15 protein-coding genes and 1 pseudogene are annotated in these 16,530 nt (G+C 51.2%); 10 read left to right on the forward strand and 6 right to left on the reverse strand.

The window, feature by feature from the left end:
* The first annotated feature begins 48 nt into the window (after positions 1-48).
* The 4 genes from AC13QY_RS20790 (at position 49) to AC13QY_RS20805 (ending at position 5,407) form a co-directional block, all read left to right on the forward strand.
* The gene (locus tag AC13QY_RS20790; RefSeq protein WP_113501617.1) at positions 49-1,308 is read left to right on the forward strand and encodes an 8-amino-7-oxononanoate synthase family protein; all 1,260 of its coding nucleotides are present in this window, start codon (positions 49-51) and stop codon (positions 1,306-1,308) included.
* The gene (rctB, locus tag AC13QY_RS20795; RefSeq protein ID WP_113501618.1) at positions 1,305-1,838 is read left to right on the forward strand and encodes an SMa0974 family conjugal transfer regulator; all 534 of its coding nucleotides are present in this window, start codon (positions 1,305-1,307) and stop codon (positions 1,836-1,838) included. Before AC13QY_RS20790 ends, rctB begins: the two co-directional genes overlap by 4 nt.
* A 287-nt stretch (positions 1,839-2,125) precedes the next feature.
* A complete protein-coding gene (gene traG / locus AC13QY_RS20800) occupies positions 2,126-4,039 on the forward strand; it encodes a Ti-type conjugative transfer system protein TraG (RefSeq protein ID WP_113501619.1) in 1,914 nt (637 codons plus the stop codon).
* 411 nt (positions 4,040-4,450) lie between these two features.
* Positions 4,451-5,407 (forward strand): glycosyltransferase family protein, encoded by a 957-nt coding sequence (locus AC13QY_RS20805; RefSeq protein ID WP_113501620.1) that lies wholly within the window; start codon positions 4,451-4,453, stop codon positions 5,405-5,407.
* Between the two features lie 174 nt (positions 5,408-5,581).
* Here AC13QY_RS20805 and AC13QY_RS20810 read toward each other — a convergent pair whose 3' ends face one another.
* From AC13QY_RS20810 to AC13QY_RS20830, 5 genes and pseudogenes are all read right to left on the reverse strand, one after another.
* Positions 5,582-6,700: a glycosyltransferase family 4 protein gene (locus AC13QY_RS20810; RefSeq protein ID WP_113501621.1), complete on the reverse strand. Its 1,119-nt coding sequence runs from the start codon at positions 6,698-6,700 to the stop codon at positions 5,582-5,584.
* A 125-nt stretch (positions 6,701-6,825) separates the two neighbouring features.
* Positions 6,826-7,764, reverse strand: coding sequence for a GDP-L-fucose synthase (gene fcl, locus AC13QY_RS20815; protein ID WP_113501622.1), 939 nt, complete (start codon positions 7,762-7,764; stop codon positions 6,826-6,828).
* 4 nt (positions 7,765-7,768) lie between these two features.
* On the reverse strand, positions 7,769-8,863 hold the full coding sequence (gmd, locus tag AC13QY_RS20820) for a GDP-mannose 4,6-dehydratase (RefSeq protein WP_488493913.1): 1,095 nt from the start codon (positions 8,861-8,863) through the stop codon (positions 7,769-7,771).
* Between the two features lie 164 nt (positions 8,864-9,027).
* A complete protein-coding gene (locus tag AC13QY_RS20825; RefSeq protein ID WP_113501623.1) occupies positions 9,028-9,333 on the reverse strand; it encodes a hypothetical protein in 306 nt (101 codons plus the stop codon).
* Positions 9,333-9,533: pseudogene (locus AC13QY_RS20830) on the reverse strand (transposase domain-containing protein); the annotation flags it as partial. The gene AC13QY_RS20825 and the pseudogene AC13QY_RS20830, both read right to left, overlap by 1 nt.
* Before the next feature lie 226 nt (positions 9,534-9,759).
* Here AC13QY_RS20830 and AC13QY_RS20835 point away from each other — a divergent pair.
* The 6 genes from AC13QY_RS20835 to AC13QY_RS20860 all read left to right on the forward strand — a co-directional run bounded on the left by AC13QY_RS20835 (position 9,760) and on the right by AC13QY_RS20860 (position 15,276).
* Positions 9,760-10,308 (forward strand): transposase, encoded by a 549-nt coding sequence (locus tag AC13QY_RS20835; RefSeq protein ID WP_113501624.1) that lies wholly within the window; start codon positions 9,760-9,762, stop codon positions 10,306-10,308.
* On the forward strand, positions 10,238-10,720 hold the full coding sequence (locus AC13QY_RS20840) for a transposase (protein ID WP_113501625.1): 483 nt from the start codon (positions 10,238-10,240) through the stop codon (positions 10,718-10,720). Before AC13QY_RS20835 ends, AC13QY_RS20840 begins: the two co-directional genes overlap by 71 nt.
* A 481-nt stretch (positions 10,721-11,201) precedes the next feature.
* Positions 11,202-12,008, forward strand: a complete 807-nt coding sequence (locus AC13QY_RS20845; protein ID WP_488493904.1) for an ABC transporter permease — start codon at positions 11,202-11,204, stop codon at positions 12,006-12,008.
* A gap of 13 nt (positions 12,009-12,021) precedes the next feature.
* The gene (locus AC13QY_RS20850; protein ID WP_069611446.1) at positions 12,022-12,762 is read left to right on the forward strand and encodes an ABC transporter ATP-binding protein; all 741 of its coding nucleotides are present in this window, start codon (positions 12,022-12,024) and stop codon (positions 12,760-12,762) included.
* 50 nt (positions 12,763-12,812) lie between these two features.
* Positions 12,813-14,108 (forward strand): glycosyltransferase, encoded by a 1,296-nt coding sequence (locus AC13QY_RS20855; RefSeq protein ID WP_162764047.1) that lies wholly within the window; start codon positions 12,813-12,815, stop codon positions 14,106-14,108.
* The gene (locus AC13QY_RS20860; RefSeq protein ID WP_113501628.1) at positions 14,095-15,276 is read left to right on the forward strand and encodes a glycosyltransferase family 4 protein; all 1,182 of its coding nucleotides are present in this window, start codon (positions 14,095-14,097) and stop codon (positions 15,274-15,276) included. Before AC13QY_RS20855 ends, AC13QY_RS20860 begins: the two co-directional genes overlap by 14 nt.
* A 21-nt stretch (positions 15,277-15,297) precedes the next feature.
* On the opposite strand, the gene AC13QY_RS20865 is transcribed toward AC13QY_RS20860, so the two are convergent.
* Entirely contained in the window at positions 15,298-16,440 is a 1,143-nt protein-coding gene (locus AC13QY_RS20865; protein ID WP_113501629.1) for a glycosyltransferase family 4 protein, read from the reverse strand.
* Positions 16,441-16,530: the final 90 nt, after the last annotated feature.

Below are 16,530 nucleotides of genomic sequence, written 5' to 3' on the forward strand. Positions count from 1 at the left end.
CATTTTCTGCTGTGTCGCTGTTCCGCTACCAACAATTTGGATATTCCCATGAGCGATGATCGTCATTCGCGCACCGCTACGGCTTTGTCGCGATCCTACCGCAATACACTCAGCGTGATCGCTTCCGCCGATCAAAATCTTGCTGCTGCCGAGCAGGAGGGAGTGATGGCGCTTTACGCGGACCCGGATGAGGATCGCTCCGTGCTGTTGCCCAAGGTGCGTCACAAGAGAAAAGTGGTTGACTTCGTTCGTTGCTCTTATCTGGGCCTCGACAATCATCCGCTCATCCTCGAAGGAGCAATAGCGACGGTACAGCGATACAAGGCGCTCCATTGGTCCTGCGCAAGAACGAGGCTTAATTTCAGCCTGCTAGGCGAACTGGAAGAAGCACTCTCTGACTTGTTTGCGGCACGGGTTATAACCTACACGACCGTCCTCGCCGCCAATATGGGAGCCCTACCGCTCCTCGCCTCCGGATACCTCACTGACAACAAAAGACCGGTGGTCGTTTTCGACCGATTAGCCCATGCGACGCTAGCGTTTCACAAGCCGGTCGTCGCCAACGAAGCACCGGTCGAAACGATTGCTCATAGCGACCTGAACGCACTGGAGGATATTTGTCGGCGCAATGATCGCGTAGCCTATGTATGCGATGGCGTCTATTCCATGGGCGGCAGCGCGCCAATTGCGGACCTGCTCGCACTCCAGGATCGATACGGCCTGTTTCTTTATATCGACGATGCCCATGGCATTTCCCTGTTCGGGAAGTCTGGGGAGGGATTTGTACGATCCCAAGTCGGCGCAGCCCTTGGCGAGCGTACGATCGTTGCCGCATCGCTCGGCAAAGGCTTTGGAGCATCGGGCGGCTTGCTGATGCTCGGCACACCTCGGCAGGAAGAATTGTTCCGGCGCTTTTCGATCGCCTATGCCTTTTCCGCGTCGCTTAATTTAGCGGCAATCGGCGCAGCCATGGCGTCTCAGGCGCTGCACCGCACCGATGAGCTCAAGTTGCGCCAGGATGCGCTTGCGGATCGGCTAGCTGTTTTCGACAGGATGGTTGCCAGCGAGCAGGCAGGCTCGAAACTACCAATCCGCACCATAGAGATCGGCGACGAAAGACAGTCGATTCGTGCCGCAGCCCATATCCTCGACAAAGGCTTCTACACCTCGGCGATCTTCTTTCCCACCGTCGCAAAGGGCAAGGCCGGCTTGCGGGTTTGCCCTACCGCCAGGCACAGCATTCGGGAAATTGAAGCGTTGGCACGTGCGATCGACGAGGCACTCGCCGAACGAGGAACAGATCTATGATCGACCCAATCAGCATCATTCTGAATGAGGCCCGGGAAATTAGCCGCGTTACCAAATTAAAGGCTGATGGGATCGAAATGTTAAGATATATCGCCCAAGCCTACGTCACCTTGCCCGATTCCGTTATGTGGCTTGAACAGATTTGCGGACACGCTGCCGAGCTATACCCTTGCATAATCTCCAACGGGCCAGAAAAAAGGTTCGACTGCGAGGAAGGACACCCAATTGTCAGCGCTGCCTATATGAATGCTGAGAGAGCGTGCATGCAAATTCGGGATGGCAGCAGATCTGCAGTCAGCGACGGAGCCGAGAGGTTTCTCAACTTCGGCGACGCTTGCGTCATCATACGGCCAACCAAAGATGGTTTATTTGTTCGCATTTTCGCCCGAGACCTGGTCATTTTTTACGGAGTTCGAACGCTTCTGGAAGGTAGTCTCTCGAAACTCGCGGCCATCTCCAATGAGGCAATCGAGTGGTGCCCCGCCGGTCTTGAACCATCTCACGTGCCGTCACATGGTACGGGGCATTAGTTCAGAGATCCGTTGAAGGCTGGCAATTGGATTGGTGCCGTTGCGGCCCTTGATGTTGCTCGCCGCCGCGGCCTCGTGGGCGCGAACCAGCTGCATCAACTCCATCAACACCGCAGTCTCAATGTTGCGCGCTTAGCGCGCTGCCCGGCCGTCGAGCAGAAAATTTGAACCACGCAGACACCCGAGCCGGTCCGGCGCAGTGAGCAGATCGTCAGCAGATTAGAAGGACGGTGTTCAAAAATGCCTTAATACGAACGGGAAACACTAAAGCCCGAGAAAGCCTATTGATGGCGCTGAAGAACAGAATACATCCGAGCTTGTTTCTTATGCTGGTGCCGATCGTAGTGACAACGCTGACACTCTGTATCACTAGATGGCAGTGGCAGGATTTGGCGATCGGCATGCCAGCACGAATCGCCTATTGGTTCTTGCGAGCGGGTCTTCTTCCCAATCTCCTTCTCGGACCTATCGCCTCACTTCTGACGGTTTCGGCATTGCCGCTGCATCGCCGTCCGCCGATCGCTTTCGCGAGCCTTCTTTGCTTTTCATGCGTGGCAGGCTTTTACATTCTGCGGGAGTATGCCCGTCTAGTTCCATGGGTGGAGAATGGCGTCGTCATCTGGAGCGAGGCGCTCGCTTATCTGGACGCCTTCGCGGTTGTCGGGATCATTCTCGGATTTGGTATTGTCGCAATCTCCGCGCGCATCTCGATCGTCGTTTCCGATCCGATCAAGCGTGCCAAGCTGGGCATTTTAGGCGATGCAGATTGGCTGCCCATGCCGGAAGTGGCTAAGCTCTTCCCCTCGGACGGAGAAATCGTTATCGGCGAGCGCTACCGTGTCGACCGTGATCGCGTGCACAAGTTGCCTTTTGATCCGAACGATCACGGAACTTGGGGGCAAGGTGGCAAGGCACCACTCATGACCTTCAATCAGAATTTCGATTCCACCCATATGTTGTTCTTCGCAGGCTCCGGCGGCTTCAAGACGACCAGCAATGTCATCCCGACCGCGCTGCGCTACAAAGGGCCGCTGATCTGTCTGGATCCATCAACTGAGATCGCGCCGATAGTTCTCGAACATCGTGCTCATGCGCTCGGTCGCGAAGTCATGGTACTCGACCCTACCAATCCAGTCATGGGCTTCAACGTTCTTGATGGGATCGAGCGATCGATGCGTAAGGAAGAGGACATCGTTGGGATCGCCCATATGCTTTTGTCGGAGAGCCTACGCTTCGACACCTCGACAGGTTCATATTTCCAGAACCAGGCGCACAATCTGCTAACTGGGCTTCTCGCACATGTGATGTTATCGCCGGATTATGCTGGCCGCCGTAACTTGCGTAGCCTGCGTCTCATCGTTTCCGAGCCGGAGCCATCGGTGCTCGCCATGTTGCGCGACATCCAGGAAAACTCCCCGTCCGCCTTTATCCGCGAGACTCTCGGCGTCTTCACCAACATGACGGAGCAGACCTTCTCCGGCGTGTATTCGACAGCATCCAAGGATACGCAATGGCTGTCGCTCGACAATTATGCTGCGCTCGTCTGCGGTGATGCGTTCAGATCGAGCGACATCGCTTCCGGACGGAAGGACGTCTTCCTTAATATTCCTGCATCAATCCTGCGCTCCTATCCAGGCATTGGCCGGGTGATCAGCGGCTCGCTAATCAATGCTATGGTCCGGGCCGACGGCCACTTCCGCCAGCGGGCGCTCTTCATGCTCGATGAGGTCGATCTGCTAGGCTACATGCGCATTCTTGAAGAAGCGCGCGACCGCGGGCGCAAGTATGGCATCACACTGATGCTGATGTACCAATCCGTCGGCCAACTCGAGCGTCATTTCGGAAAGGATGGAGCAACCTCCTGGATCGAAGGTTGCGCCTTCACGTCCTACGCTGCAATCAAGGCGCTTGACACGGCGCGTAATGTCTCCGCCCAATGCGGAGAGATGACCGTTGAAGTCCAGGGACGTTCGCGCGATGTCGGCTGGAGCAATTCCAACAGCAGCGCCCGCAAATCCGAAAGCATCAGTTTCCAGCGCCGGCCGCTGATCATGCCGCACGAAATCACTCAGTCGATGCGCAAGGACGAGCAGATCATTATAGTCCAAGGCCACAGTCCCATTCGCTGCGGCCGAGCGATCTATTTCCGTCGCAAGGAAATGGATAAGGTGGCGAAGATCAATCGCTTTTTAAAACTCTAGGCTCAGGCTTTGACCGCGTGCCAGAATGGTTGTGTCGGACGCCTTACAAAAGAGAGCGTCCATGGAAAAGGTTAGCATAATCGGCGGGGATTTAGCCAAGAGTCTTTACCGGCTGCGGGTTTCGGCAAAGTCCGGACAGGGTTTCCGGTAATCTCCAGACACAGTTGGAGCGCACCCTCAAACTGAGACAGCCTGAGACCGAGAAAATAACGGACAGTTCCTCGCAAGTCCCAATCGTGTATGGAATCTTGGGTACAGAATTTTGACAGCCAACCGCCTTCATATCTGATTGAAGCTGTCGCCCCAATCTCGCCCAAGCTTGACGAAGAATTCTAGTTTTTTGATATTGATCGGCCTATAGAACGACGATGATTTGGTGCTGTCGAACCTCCAGCGTGAAGGGTGAAAACAATGATTTCCAACAAGACTGCGGCTCGGGTTGGTTATGTGGGCGCTTTCGGAGTAGGCAATCGCGGCGATGACTATCTCATTCAAGCGTTCGCAGCTGAACGAACGCCTGATCTTTTGATTGGATTTTCTCCGCTTCCGTTCATGTCAGATATTCCATTCTTGCATTTGGAAGATGCTGCCGGAATTAGCGATATCGCTGCAGATGATGTAACCATATGTGGAGGAAACTTCATCTGGTCCGTTGATCAGCTCAACAAAGTGCTGGCCATTGCTCATAAAATCAAAGCTGCTGGTGGGCAGTTCAATATCCGATGTGTTCACGTGGCAAGCGAAACGGTTTGGGCCGCCCCCTCAACTTTTATAGAACTTGCCAATGTTGCTCACCACTTTAGTGTCAGGGATCAGGCATCCATAGAACTATGCGCCGATTTTGGAATCTCTGTCGAATTTGAGCAGGACGCTCTCGCGAAATATGTTGCGGCAAATTTCAAGCGTTTTCAGCAGAGTCATTCGGTTCAGAGGGTCGGATTTAATTTCCACAATTGGGGCCCGGAAAGCATAGACTGGTATTTTGAGTTTCTCGGTACACTTAATCATCTGGCCCCGCGCAACTTGCAATTTACATATATTCTTCAGTGTCGGCATCTTACGCATCCGCCTTCTAACGAAGCGGCGTTGGCTGAGCATTTGTTCTCACGATTTACGGGGAAGATTGAGATAACGCGTACCGACGGCTCTTTAGACGAACTTATTAATCATTATCTCGCGCAAGACTTGATCATTTCTAACCGAACCCACGGGGTTTTTATTGGAGAAGCTCTCGGTATTGGCACAGCGCCAGCCGGCATCGGCGACCAGAAGACCTTGGCGGTTGCCAGAGATCTCAAACTTCCAGTTTTCATGTTGAAGGAAAATCCCATCGAGGCAGGGAGAAGGTTAGCTTCCCGGCTATGGTAAAATCGCTTACGAACAATGTTGGAGCATGGTCGACAAAAAGCCGTCAATATCGTTGGTAAACGGCTCGTCGGGTTAGTCGACATTTGACATTCGCGCCGAATTATCGGTGCCGGCTATGTTTTATCTGCGGAGTTGAACTCGCTGCCACCGAGAACATTAAGAAACGAGTGCATCTTATCGTTGCCTCCTTTCTGCTATCGCCTCATCGAATATTTTAATTAATTGGCGGGTGCTGTTGCTCCAGTTAAACCGGTTGGCGTTGAGCGTAGCATTGCGCGAGAGTTGAGCATGCAAATTGTCATCAACAGCAAGGGAATTGAGCGCATCTGATATGTCAGCAACATCCAGCGGGTTCACCAGTAATGCAGCGTTTCCAGCAACCTCGGGCATTGAGGAGCAATTGGAGGTAATCACAGGAACGCCCATTGCATGCGCCTCGATTATTGGGAATCCAAAACCTTCATAAATCGACGGCATAACGAGCAACCTAGCATTTCTATAAAGGGTAGAAAGATTTTCGTCCGAAACATACCCGGTTAAATGAACGCAATCATCGATTTTCAAACGTGTAATGTAGGAGCGAAGACCTTCCATATGCCAACCTGTTCCGCCCGCAATGACAAGCATCATCTTTTGCTTAGTCAGGTCCGGTAACCGCGCATAGGCCTCCAACAAACGCAATAAATTCTTGCGAGGCTCCAGTGTTCCTATGAATAAAGCGAAAGGACGACCAATTCGATTTTGCTCAAGAAACGCATCCGATCCATCCGAGAGTAGGGATGTAAGCCCAGGGTAAACGACTCGCAGCTTTTTTTGCGCTCTTGGAAACATCGAGCTTACGGAACTAGCCGTGGCTTGTGAGACCGCAACAACCCTATCCGCAGCACTTATTGCTGGGCTCATCAAGTACCGATCCCCGAACCATCCTTGCAGACGCATAGTCGATGCCGCATGATGCCATACCAGATCATGTATCGTCACCACACGCGGAATTCGATTGTTGAGAAAAGATGGTAAGCGGTGTGCGGGTCCCCAAAATACGTCAACGCTATCGCGTTTGGCTAAATAGGGCAGAACAGTTTGTCCCCATATCATCCGCTTTGTCCCGCCGCTATAATTCGCTATTCTTGTGACTGCGCCCTTGATTTCGGGAAGATCTGTCTTAGGCTTCTCAGGCAGATAAAGAATTATTTCATGTCCCAAAACCGATAGGACACGGCAAGTTTCAAGAAGATAACGAGAGATTCCCGTAACGTTATGAACAAGGTTACGCGCGTCTACTCCAATTCTCATCCTAGACGATGTCCTTTATCGCGTTAAGAATGAGGTAGCTGCGCTCCGGGAGACCGCATAAAGTCCATCTTGCACAAGCCGAATTTCGGTGAAAATTGCCGCGTCTTAAATTCATATCGACGTTATCATGCGTCGCTATTAATACGCGTAAGAAAATCAGCATAAGCCAATGCAATTCCCTCGCGAAGTGAGACATTGGCTTGCCAGCCGAGTTCCTTCATCCGGTCCACATTCAATAATTTTCTAGGTGTCCCGTCTGGCTTCGACTGATCGAAGACAATTGTGCCATCGAAACCAACGACCTCCATCACGGTCTTCGCGAGTTCGCGGATTGTAACATCGACGCCTGTCCCGATATTAAATAAGCCATTTTCGACACCGGTTTCCATCAGGAAAACGCAAGCGTCTGCCATATCGTCGACGTAAAGGAACTCGCGCATTGGCTTACCCGATCCCCAAACCACCAACTCGGAATCGCCGCGTTTTTTCGCCTCATGAGCCTTACGAATGAGCGCCGGCAAGACGTGGCTATTGTTCAAATCGTAGTTATCATTCGGTCCGTAGAGATTGGTAGGCATGGCGGAAACATACTTGGTCCCATATTGACTATTGTATGTTTCGCATAATTTCACGCCGGCAATCTTGGCAATTGCGTACGGCTCGTTTGTTTGCTCCAGGGGGCCAGTTAAGAGATATTCCTCCCTGATTGGCTGAGGACAATCGCGCGGATAGATACAACTGGAACCTAGAAATAGCATATGTTCAACGCCGGCCCTCCATGCTGCTTGCACCATGTTGGCCTCGATCATGAGGTTTTGATAAAGGAAATCAGCACGGTAAACATTATTGGCGTGGATACCGCCAACCTTCGCTGCCGCCATGAATACATAGTAAGGTTTTTCCATGTCGAGAAACGCACACACGGCAGCCTGATCGGTCAGATCAAGCTGCGAATGCGTACGAGTCACAATATTTTGGTAGCCAGCAGCGTGAAGGCGACGAACGATGGCCGACCCGACCATCCCCCGATGTCCAGCAACATAGATTTTGCTGTTCTTTTCCATTGGTCTACTCGTGGAAGTCATAGGCCGGATAACCGTGGCTCTTGACAAGCTCATCTCGCTCAGCAGCCTTCAGATCCTCTCGCATCATTTCGGCAACTAGTTGATTAAACGTTATCTTCGGTTTCCAGCCAAATCGCTCCATCGCTTTCGATGGATCACCAAGAAGCGTCTCCACCTCGGTCGGGCGGAAATATCGGGGGTCAACCGAAATGATGCAGTTGCCGTTTGCATCAAAACCCTTTTCATGAACACCCTCACCGCTCCAGGTAATGGTGATTCCGACCTCCGCCGCCGCCGCTTCAACAAATTCGCGGACACTGTATTGGACACCAGTTGCAATAACAAAATCTTCCGCCGTCTCCTGCTGAAGCATCAGCCATTGCATTTCAACGTAATCTCTCGCGTGCCCCCAATCCCGTTTGGCGTCTAAGTTGCCAAGGTATAGGCAACTTTGGAGACCAAGTTTGATGCGCGCAATGGCGCGGGTAATTTTTCGCGTTACGAAAGTTTCACCTCGCACCGGACTTTCGTGATTAAAAAGGATGCCGTTACAGGCATAAATGCCATAAGCCTCCCGATAATTGACCGTAATCCAGTACGCATAGAGTTTGGCCACCGCGTATGGCGAACGAGGATAGAACGGCGTTGTTTCTCTTTGCGGAATCTCCTGAACCAAGCCATAAAGTTCCGAAGTCGAGGCTTGGTAGAAACGTGTTTTCTTTTCAAGACCAAGGATGCGGATCGCCTCTAGGATTCGCAATGCGCCGAGCGCGTCAGAATTTGCAGTATATTCCGGTTCCTCAAACGAAACAGCAACATGGGATTGAGCTGCTAGATTATAAATTTCGTCCGGCTGAACCTGCTGAATGATTCGGATGAGACTCGATGAATCCGTCATGTCACCATAATGAAGGATAAATCGTGGCTTCTCCTCGTGTGGATCTTGGTAAAGATGATCAATTCGGTTCGTATTGAAAAGCGATGCACGGCGCTTGATCCCGTGAACTTCGTAGCCTTTCTGCAGCAACAGTTCAGCAAGGTATGATCCATCCTGCCCTGTAACCCCCGTGATGAGTGCAACTTTCCGCACATCCTTCATATTCTGATTTCCCATCGTTGTATCGGGACTTCCTACATCTAAAATAATCGCTTTTGCAACATATAGCTCAACAATGGGGCGTTTTCCTCGCCAAGATGTTGTTTGAAGTATGGTTTTAAAGTGAGCGTCCGGCGAACGCATTTTTGGGTGTCGAGAGATGGAAGCTATAGGCCGCGTTTCATCTCATCGGCCATGATGCGGTCGATTATTTCAGGATCGCACTGTGTGTCGATGAGGAACTCGCGGATACAGCCGTCCCACATCCTGATGTCGGCGAGTAGGCTTTGAAGTTCTTCGATGCCATTCTCGGTCAGACCCTTCGTGCCATCTTCAGTGCCATCGCTAACGTAAACCAGTTCGCCTTCGGAGATGTTGTCCGAGTTGGCCGTCACTTCCTCTATCAGTTCAAGGTTTTCGCCGATCTTGCTGGCGACTTGCCTTAGCGTGTAGATGAACCTTGAGCGTGCCATCAGGCGGCCTCGCACCGAGCGTTTGCCGGCACCCAGTTCCAAGGCATCAGGTCTTCAATTCGGTCTTTGGGGTGATTCTGAATCCGGGTCAGGACATCTGTCAGATAGACCTCCGGATTATGACCTTGCAGTTTGACCGTCTCGATGATGGTCAGAATGTTGGCGATGCACTCACCGCCCGTGTCCGAGCCGGCAAACAGCCCAATTGCGTGATAGCCGTGGGCGCAGGTAGCACCGTGCTGGCGGATGGCAGCTATGGTCTGTCGGCTGTATTTCGTCACGTGCTCAGTGCCCGCAATCTGGCATGGCCGTAGGCATTTCCAGTGCATCAGAAGGTTTATCCTCACGATGTTGAGACCTGTGCGCGGATAATTGTAGACGAATCATTGATGATTCAATGCCTTTGTCAAATGATGGAGGTGCGTGGTGAGCCGTCGCCGGATTGAGCAGGAAGCATTCGGCTTTTCAGTTGATCGGCATGGCGCGTCCTCGCTCGATGATCTTGTCGGTCTGATCGATTGGGCGCCGATTGATCAAGCGCTGGTCGTGATATCGAGCGCGGCCAAGGGCGAGCCGGCCTGGTCACCACTGGCCCTGTTCAAGGCGATGCAGCTGTCAATCTGGTACCACCTTTCGGACGTGAAGCTGGCCGAAGCTCTGGACGATCGTGCCTCGTTTCGTCGGTTTTGCGGCTTTTCCCGCTCGGAACCGACGCCAGAATGCACTGCCTTCGTTCGGTTTCGCCGGAGCCTTGTCACTCACGGTCTGGATAAACGCCTGTTCGATGCGATCACTGGCCAGCTCAAGACCAGGGCAATTCGGGTGAAGACCGGCACCCTTGTCGACGCGACGATTATTGCTTCGGCAAGTGAAGCCGCGACAAATGCTTTGCATTTGCGCTGCGATGGCGAGGGTCATTGGGTCAAGCACAAGGGACGCCCGGGTCCATGGTTTCAAGGCGCATGTAGGCGCTGACGCCGATACGGCTCTTGTCGAGGAGATCGCCGTTACGCCAGCCAATATCAATGACGGAAAGGCTAGTCCTGATGCACTGCCGGACAATCCCGGCGATGTTTATGCCGATAGCGCTTATCGCGGTGACCATTTTGGCAGGGCGGTCATCGCCAAGGGCGGCATCCCCAAGATTGTCGCCACTGGCATGTGGGGACGCGACGAAGTCGAGACACAGGCGCGCCTTGATGCTTGGAACCGACCCATCCACCGTATCCGCGGTCGGATCGAGAAGATCTTCGGCACATGGAAACGAAGCTATGGTCTGCGCAGGATGCGATGGCGAGGGCTTGCAAAGGCAGGCGTCCAAATTCGCCTGACCGCCATCGCTTACAATATGAAACGCAGTTTGAAGATCGCCGCCATATCCGGATAGGTGACAATCAGAACGGGTCTGCCGACAGTCACCGGTCCAAAAAGGTATGCCGACGCCTGCGATCTGCTTTCCTTTGCGAAGAAAATGCAGAAAATTCAACTGGAAAGCCTACCCGCGCACAGGTCTCATGTTACATTGATCGTTCGATCGGCAGCCATCAACGGCCGCCTTGATCAGCCAAAGCGAAAAAAGCAAGAGCCACGGACCGTCTAAACCGTCATTGTAAGTCATCCGATGCACGGTCATCACGACACTTTTACCCTCGCCAGCCGGGGAACGATGTCCATACTACCGAACTCACCTCCGTATGCCAAAACCATTTACCAACGTAGTGGTAGACGCTGAAATCGCTGGGAATCGCCTTTCAAGGCACCTTTAGCGCATCAAAAATTGTCACCCATTTACTAAAACGGCTGTTTGCGATAGACCCCCGTCAAATTTTGGCTCCCGGCCGGTGAAAGCGTAAAAATGGGTTTCGTCGATGTTGACCACTCACGACCGTATGAATGAAGCCGTAGCGGATATTACTGAAGCGCTCCGAAAATATCACCTAGCTGCGGTATTTGGGTGGCAGGATATTGCTCAACGATATCGTAGGTCGAAGGTCGGAGCCTTTTGGCTTTCCATTAATATGGCTGTGCTAATTGCGGCTATCGGTATAATTTTCGGTACATTGTTCCGAAGCCCAATGCAGGATTTTCTGCCATATCTATGTGCAGGCCTAATCATCTGGGGCTTTATATCCACGACGCTCGCTGAGAGCTGTGTTGGCCTGATCTCGGCAGAAGGTATTATTCTGCAGGTAAGGATGCCGATCTTTACGCATATCATGAGGTTGGTATGGAGGAACGCGATTATGTTCGCCCATAATATTGTCGTTTTTCCTTTTGTGTTACTTGTCTTCCTTCATGCGCCCAATTGGATCGTGCTACTTGCACCAGTTGGATTTATTCTTGTTACATTGAACTTACTGTGGATTGCATTGATTTTAAGTGTAATTTGCACGCGCTACCGTGACATGACCCAAGTGGTACAAAACGCACTTCAGGTGGTTTTTTATGCGACACCCGTCATATGGAAACAGGAAACCTTGCCGCCAGGTATTGTTCAGGATCTGTTGATGCTTAATCCCTTTTACCATTTTGTTAACGTCGTGAGATCGCCCTTGCTAGGCGTCTATCCCTCAACGCTGAACTGGGTGGTATGTGTATTATTAATGTTTTTAGGTTGGGCCGTCGCAATTTTATTTTTTGGCAACTACCGCAAACGCATTGCATATTGGCTGTAGCGCGGAAAATTTTATGACCTCAATCTCGCTTCAAAATGTTTCCGTTGAATTCCCGGTATTTAACGCCCGTGCGCGGTCTCTTAAAAACCGCGTGTTGGATATAGCAACAGGTGGAATAATCGGCCAGCGTTCAGATGGCCATGTCGTCGTGAAGAGCTTAGAAGATATCAATCTTACGCTCGCCGAAGGAGACCGCCTTGGCTTGGTCGGACACAATGGAGCCGGCAAGACGACGTTGCTGCGCGTTTTAGCAGGAATTTATAGCCCGACACGAGGAGCCGCATTGATCAATGGGGAATGCGTGTCGCTGATCAATATCTCCTTGGGGATAGATCCAGAGGCCACAGGCCGAGAGAACATCCGCCTTCGCGCCGCGATGATGGGGATGGCACCTGCCGTCTTGAAGCGAGAATTTGACCAGGTAGCCGAATTTTCGGGACTGGGCGATTTCCTCGACATGCCGTTCCGCACCTATTCATCAGGCATGCAATTGAGGCTAGCGTTTTCGATATCGACCGCCGTACGACCGGAAATTTTGATTATGGACGAATGGCTCTCTACCGGCGACGAAGAATTTCAAACAAAAGCCAATGAGCGCTTGCATCAAGTAGTTAACGCGACAAAAATTCTCATATTGGCAAGCCATTCAAAGGATTTGCTGCTGAATAATTGCGATCGAATCATTTGGCTCGAGCACGGTCGCATAAAAATGGATGGGCCAAGTCGCGATGTCGCGGCTGCCTATTTCCGATAGGAGAATGCTACCTTTGGATCGGGCGATGGCAACGCGTGCGGAAATGGCTAATGGAAAATAATGTTGCGTTACAATCGAGTAGGGTACTGCTCGTCGATCATATGTGCGTTTTGCCGTATGGCCATAATTTAAATGGCTTGGTTCTCTTTCAGCAGGCGTTGCGGCCTTTTTTTGGGTCATCAATATGTCTCGCAGCTCGTAAGTTGCCGGATGAGGCTGAGCAAGCGTCTTTAGTTGATCGAGTGTTGAGCTACCCATATGATGGTCTGATTCAGGCGCCCACAACACGCGCCTCAAAGAATCAGCGCAATACTGTTGCAAAGGAAGTCTCCTATTTTCCTCTGCTTAAGTTATTAGCGCGCCGCGCATTCTACACCGGCCTCAATATCTTTCTTCGATATGATTACGTTCGAGCAAGGACCCAGCGTGATTGGCGGAATGTGTTTAAGCGATACAAAGTCGGTCCGGATGATGTAATTTTCTTTCCAAGTGCCGAATATTACGGCTGCCTTTCTTTGCTTGATGTAATTCGAAAACTTCCTTTGGCACAGAGACCGAAAGTTCATTTTCGTATGATCGGCGTCATGGAAAGCGCGAATTATACGTTGGAATCGGGGCGCCCGCACTTTGTAGCAGAAATTCGTCGAGCGTTGGCCGACAAAATTCATTTATCCGTTTCGGCTGAGACGCCGCCATACTGCGAATTGCTGGAACGACTAATTGGATGTCCAGTGACCTATATGCCCTATCCTCTGGCAAGCAAGCAAGAGGTGATTACGTGGGATAGCGTTAAGGTTGTGACCTCTCCCGGCCAAGGAAGAATCGATAAAGGATTCATGCGCCTCTATGCGATTATCTGTGGACTGCAAAGTAAGGGTGCTCTGGATAGATTTTACTTTGATATTCAGGACATGAGGCGCACCGATAATCAGTTTCGTGCGAGATATCAGAGCATACTTAAACATGTTCCGAATCTAATCCTTCGACCGGCGAGATTGAAACAAGCGGAGATCGACGAGATCTACAGAAAGTCGGACATTCTAGTTCTCCCGTATGATGCAGAAACCTATGCTTTACGGGGATCCGCCGTCTATCAAGAAGGGCTAGCGGTAGGTAGGCCAGTCGTTTGTAGTACTGGATTGGGATTTTCCGGACTTGTTAGGAAGTATGGAAATGGGTTGTTGGCGACAAGCGATATCGAGTTTAGCGATAAGATACTCGAACTAGCTGAATGGTCAAAGGAAGACGTCGAGCAACGCGTATCGGCTGCCAGAGCTTTGTATCAGTCGGATTTTGAACTCGGTCTTAAGGCTATTCTTGAAAGTTTTAACAATGACCATGCCTAAAATTGCCTTCATCGACCATCCTTTCCATCGAAAGACGCGGTCAAGTAATTTCTTCGTTGAGATTCTTTCGGAGAGCTTTGTTGTTCACGTATTTTACCTGGACCCCGATCCGCGGTCCACGATGCGAGAAATTGCTGATTCTGATTATGACTTGGTGGTATGTTGGCAGACGGAGTTTTGCGCGCCATATTTCCTAACGCGTGGCAAGAGAGTCGTCTGCGTGCCAATGTTTGATGGCGTCGAGACAGCTCCGGACTGGTACTGGCTGTCAATGAGACAGGCTCGGTTCATTAACTTCAGCGAAAAGCTGCACCTGCTCCACAAGTCGCTGGGAATTGAAAGCATCTACGCGAAATATTTCGGCGTAGCAAAAATGGACTTGCCGCAAGCCAAGTTTGGAATATTGCGCGGCTTCTTTTGGCAACGCCGACCTGAAGACGGGCTTCACTATAAATTCGCTAGGTCTGTTCTCGGCAGCGCGGTTGCGTCGCTCCATATTCATAATGCGCCCGACACACAATCTGCAGAGGATTGGAAGCCCGATTGGGGGTGCACTGTCACTCATTTCGGCGAGGATGCCTCTGAATATCGGAAAGCGCTCGAAGCTTCGAATGTATTCTTGAGCCCTCGTCGCACCGAGGGCATAGGACACCCTCTAATAGAAGCAATGGCAAGGGGTATGTGCGTGATAGCTCATGATAAACCCACGGCAAATGAATACATAATTGACGGTGTAAACGGTATACTTATTGATTATGACTCCCCTGCTTCTTTTGAGAAGATAAAGCCCTCTGGAAATAACGGTGGCCTTACCTTAGCTCGCGCTGAATTGCTGGGAAAAGCGGCAAGGGCTTTTTATCTCAAAGGGTGCGAAGAGTGGGAGGAGACTTCGAAACTTCTTCCATATTTTGTGCAAACGACGCCCTTTCCCGATCTTACTGAACATGACGTTAAGTTTGCAGATCAATATCTTTCCATAACAAGATTCGCACATCGGGACTTTTATCGCTTCCTGCATAAGCTCCTGAGATTGCAGGGAAAAGGATTTGTTGGCGCGGAAGCATCGGCGATGCGTCATCGCGAACGCATTAAATGGACAATCAAAAGTCTGCCCGGAGCGGTCTTGCTGTGGCGAGCATTGCGACGAGTGTTGCGGCGTTTTAAATAAGTGTAGTGTCAGGCATCCCGATCATTTGGCGCGCATAGATCTTTCTGTTCCGATCTCCGTTAGTAATTCATCATAGACGGTAGCATATTTATGGCCCATTTGTTCTGCCGTGAAGAATTCCTTGTATCTCAGGCGAGCGGCCGCACCCAGAGACGCAATCGATTCGCCATCGTCTACAAGACGTTCCATTGCTTTTGCAAGAGCTGACGGATCGTCTGGTTGTACGACGTAGCCTGTTTTACAATCTTGATTGACGAAGCTCGTGCCCGTTCCTATTTCGCAGGAGATCATCGGTTTAGCGAACATCGCAGCTTCGACAAGCGAAAGACCGAATGCCTCAGAACGAAGGTTAGAAGGAAATACAACACCACTGCATAATTCGAGAAGCGCGGTCTTGTCCACATCGGGTAGCGCTCCTAGAAAAAAGACGTTGTGTAAATCATGCTGTTTCATGAAGCTCTTCAACGAAGCTTCCATTGGACCTTGGCCGACGATGACAACGTTCGTATTCGTCCGTCTCGCGGCCTCAAGAAGGATGTGAATGCCTTTATAGTAACGCAATACCCCGACAAAAAGGAAGAACGGTTTAGGAAGCCGTGCGCGCCAACGTGCTTTATCCTGATCGTTCGCTTTGGGATAATCCGCTTCATCCAGCCCAAGTGGGATGACAGTTGTTTTATCTTTGTAACGCTGCAGTACCTCGCTCGTCGCCAGGTAATTAGGGGATGTGGCTACAATCCTATCAACACTCGTGAGAAAGCGATGCATAACAGGCTCGTAGAGCTTCAGCAGGAGCTTTTGCTTAACGATGTCGGAATGGTAGGTTACGATGGCTGGCTTGCCGGCATGGGTGACAAGATGGACGATGTCCATCAATGGCCACGGAAAGTGATAGTGAATTATGTCGGCCTTTCGGCTCAATTCTCGAAAACGTCCAAATACCTGGTATGAAAAACCGGTCGACGCGAATTCGAAATTGAGCTTGGCCTTGTGCGCCATATGACCATCGAGCTCGACGCTGTTTTCCAACGGCGTTTTGCTCAGTGAGAGAACATTGGACTCCACGCCATACTTGGCAGTGCCGTTGACAATCGCATGGATCGTCCGCTCAACGCCGCCGAATGTGTCGGGCCAATATGTTTTGAAAAAATGTAGAACGCGCATTTCATTCCTGTAACGAAAACCGACCGCTACGTCACTAGGGCATCGCTGACCTCTGAAAACGTCTTCAACCTCGAAGCCTTCTGAGCAATG

This window comes from Martinezella sp. CNPSo 3795 (assembly GCF_057784475.1).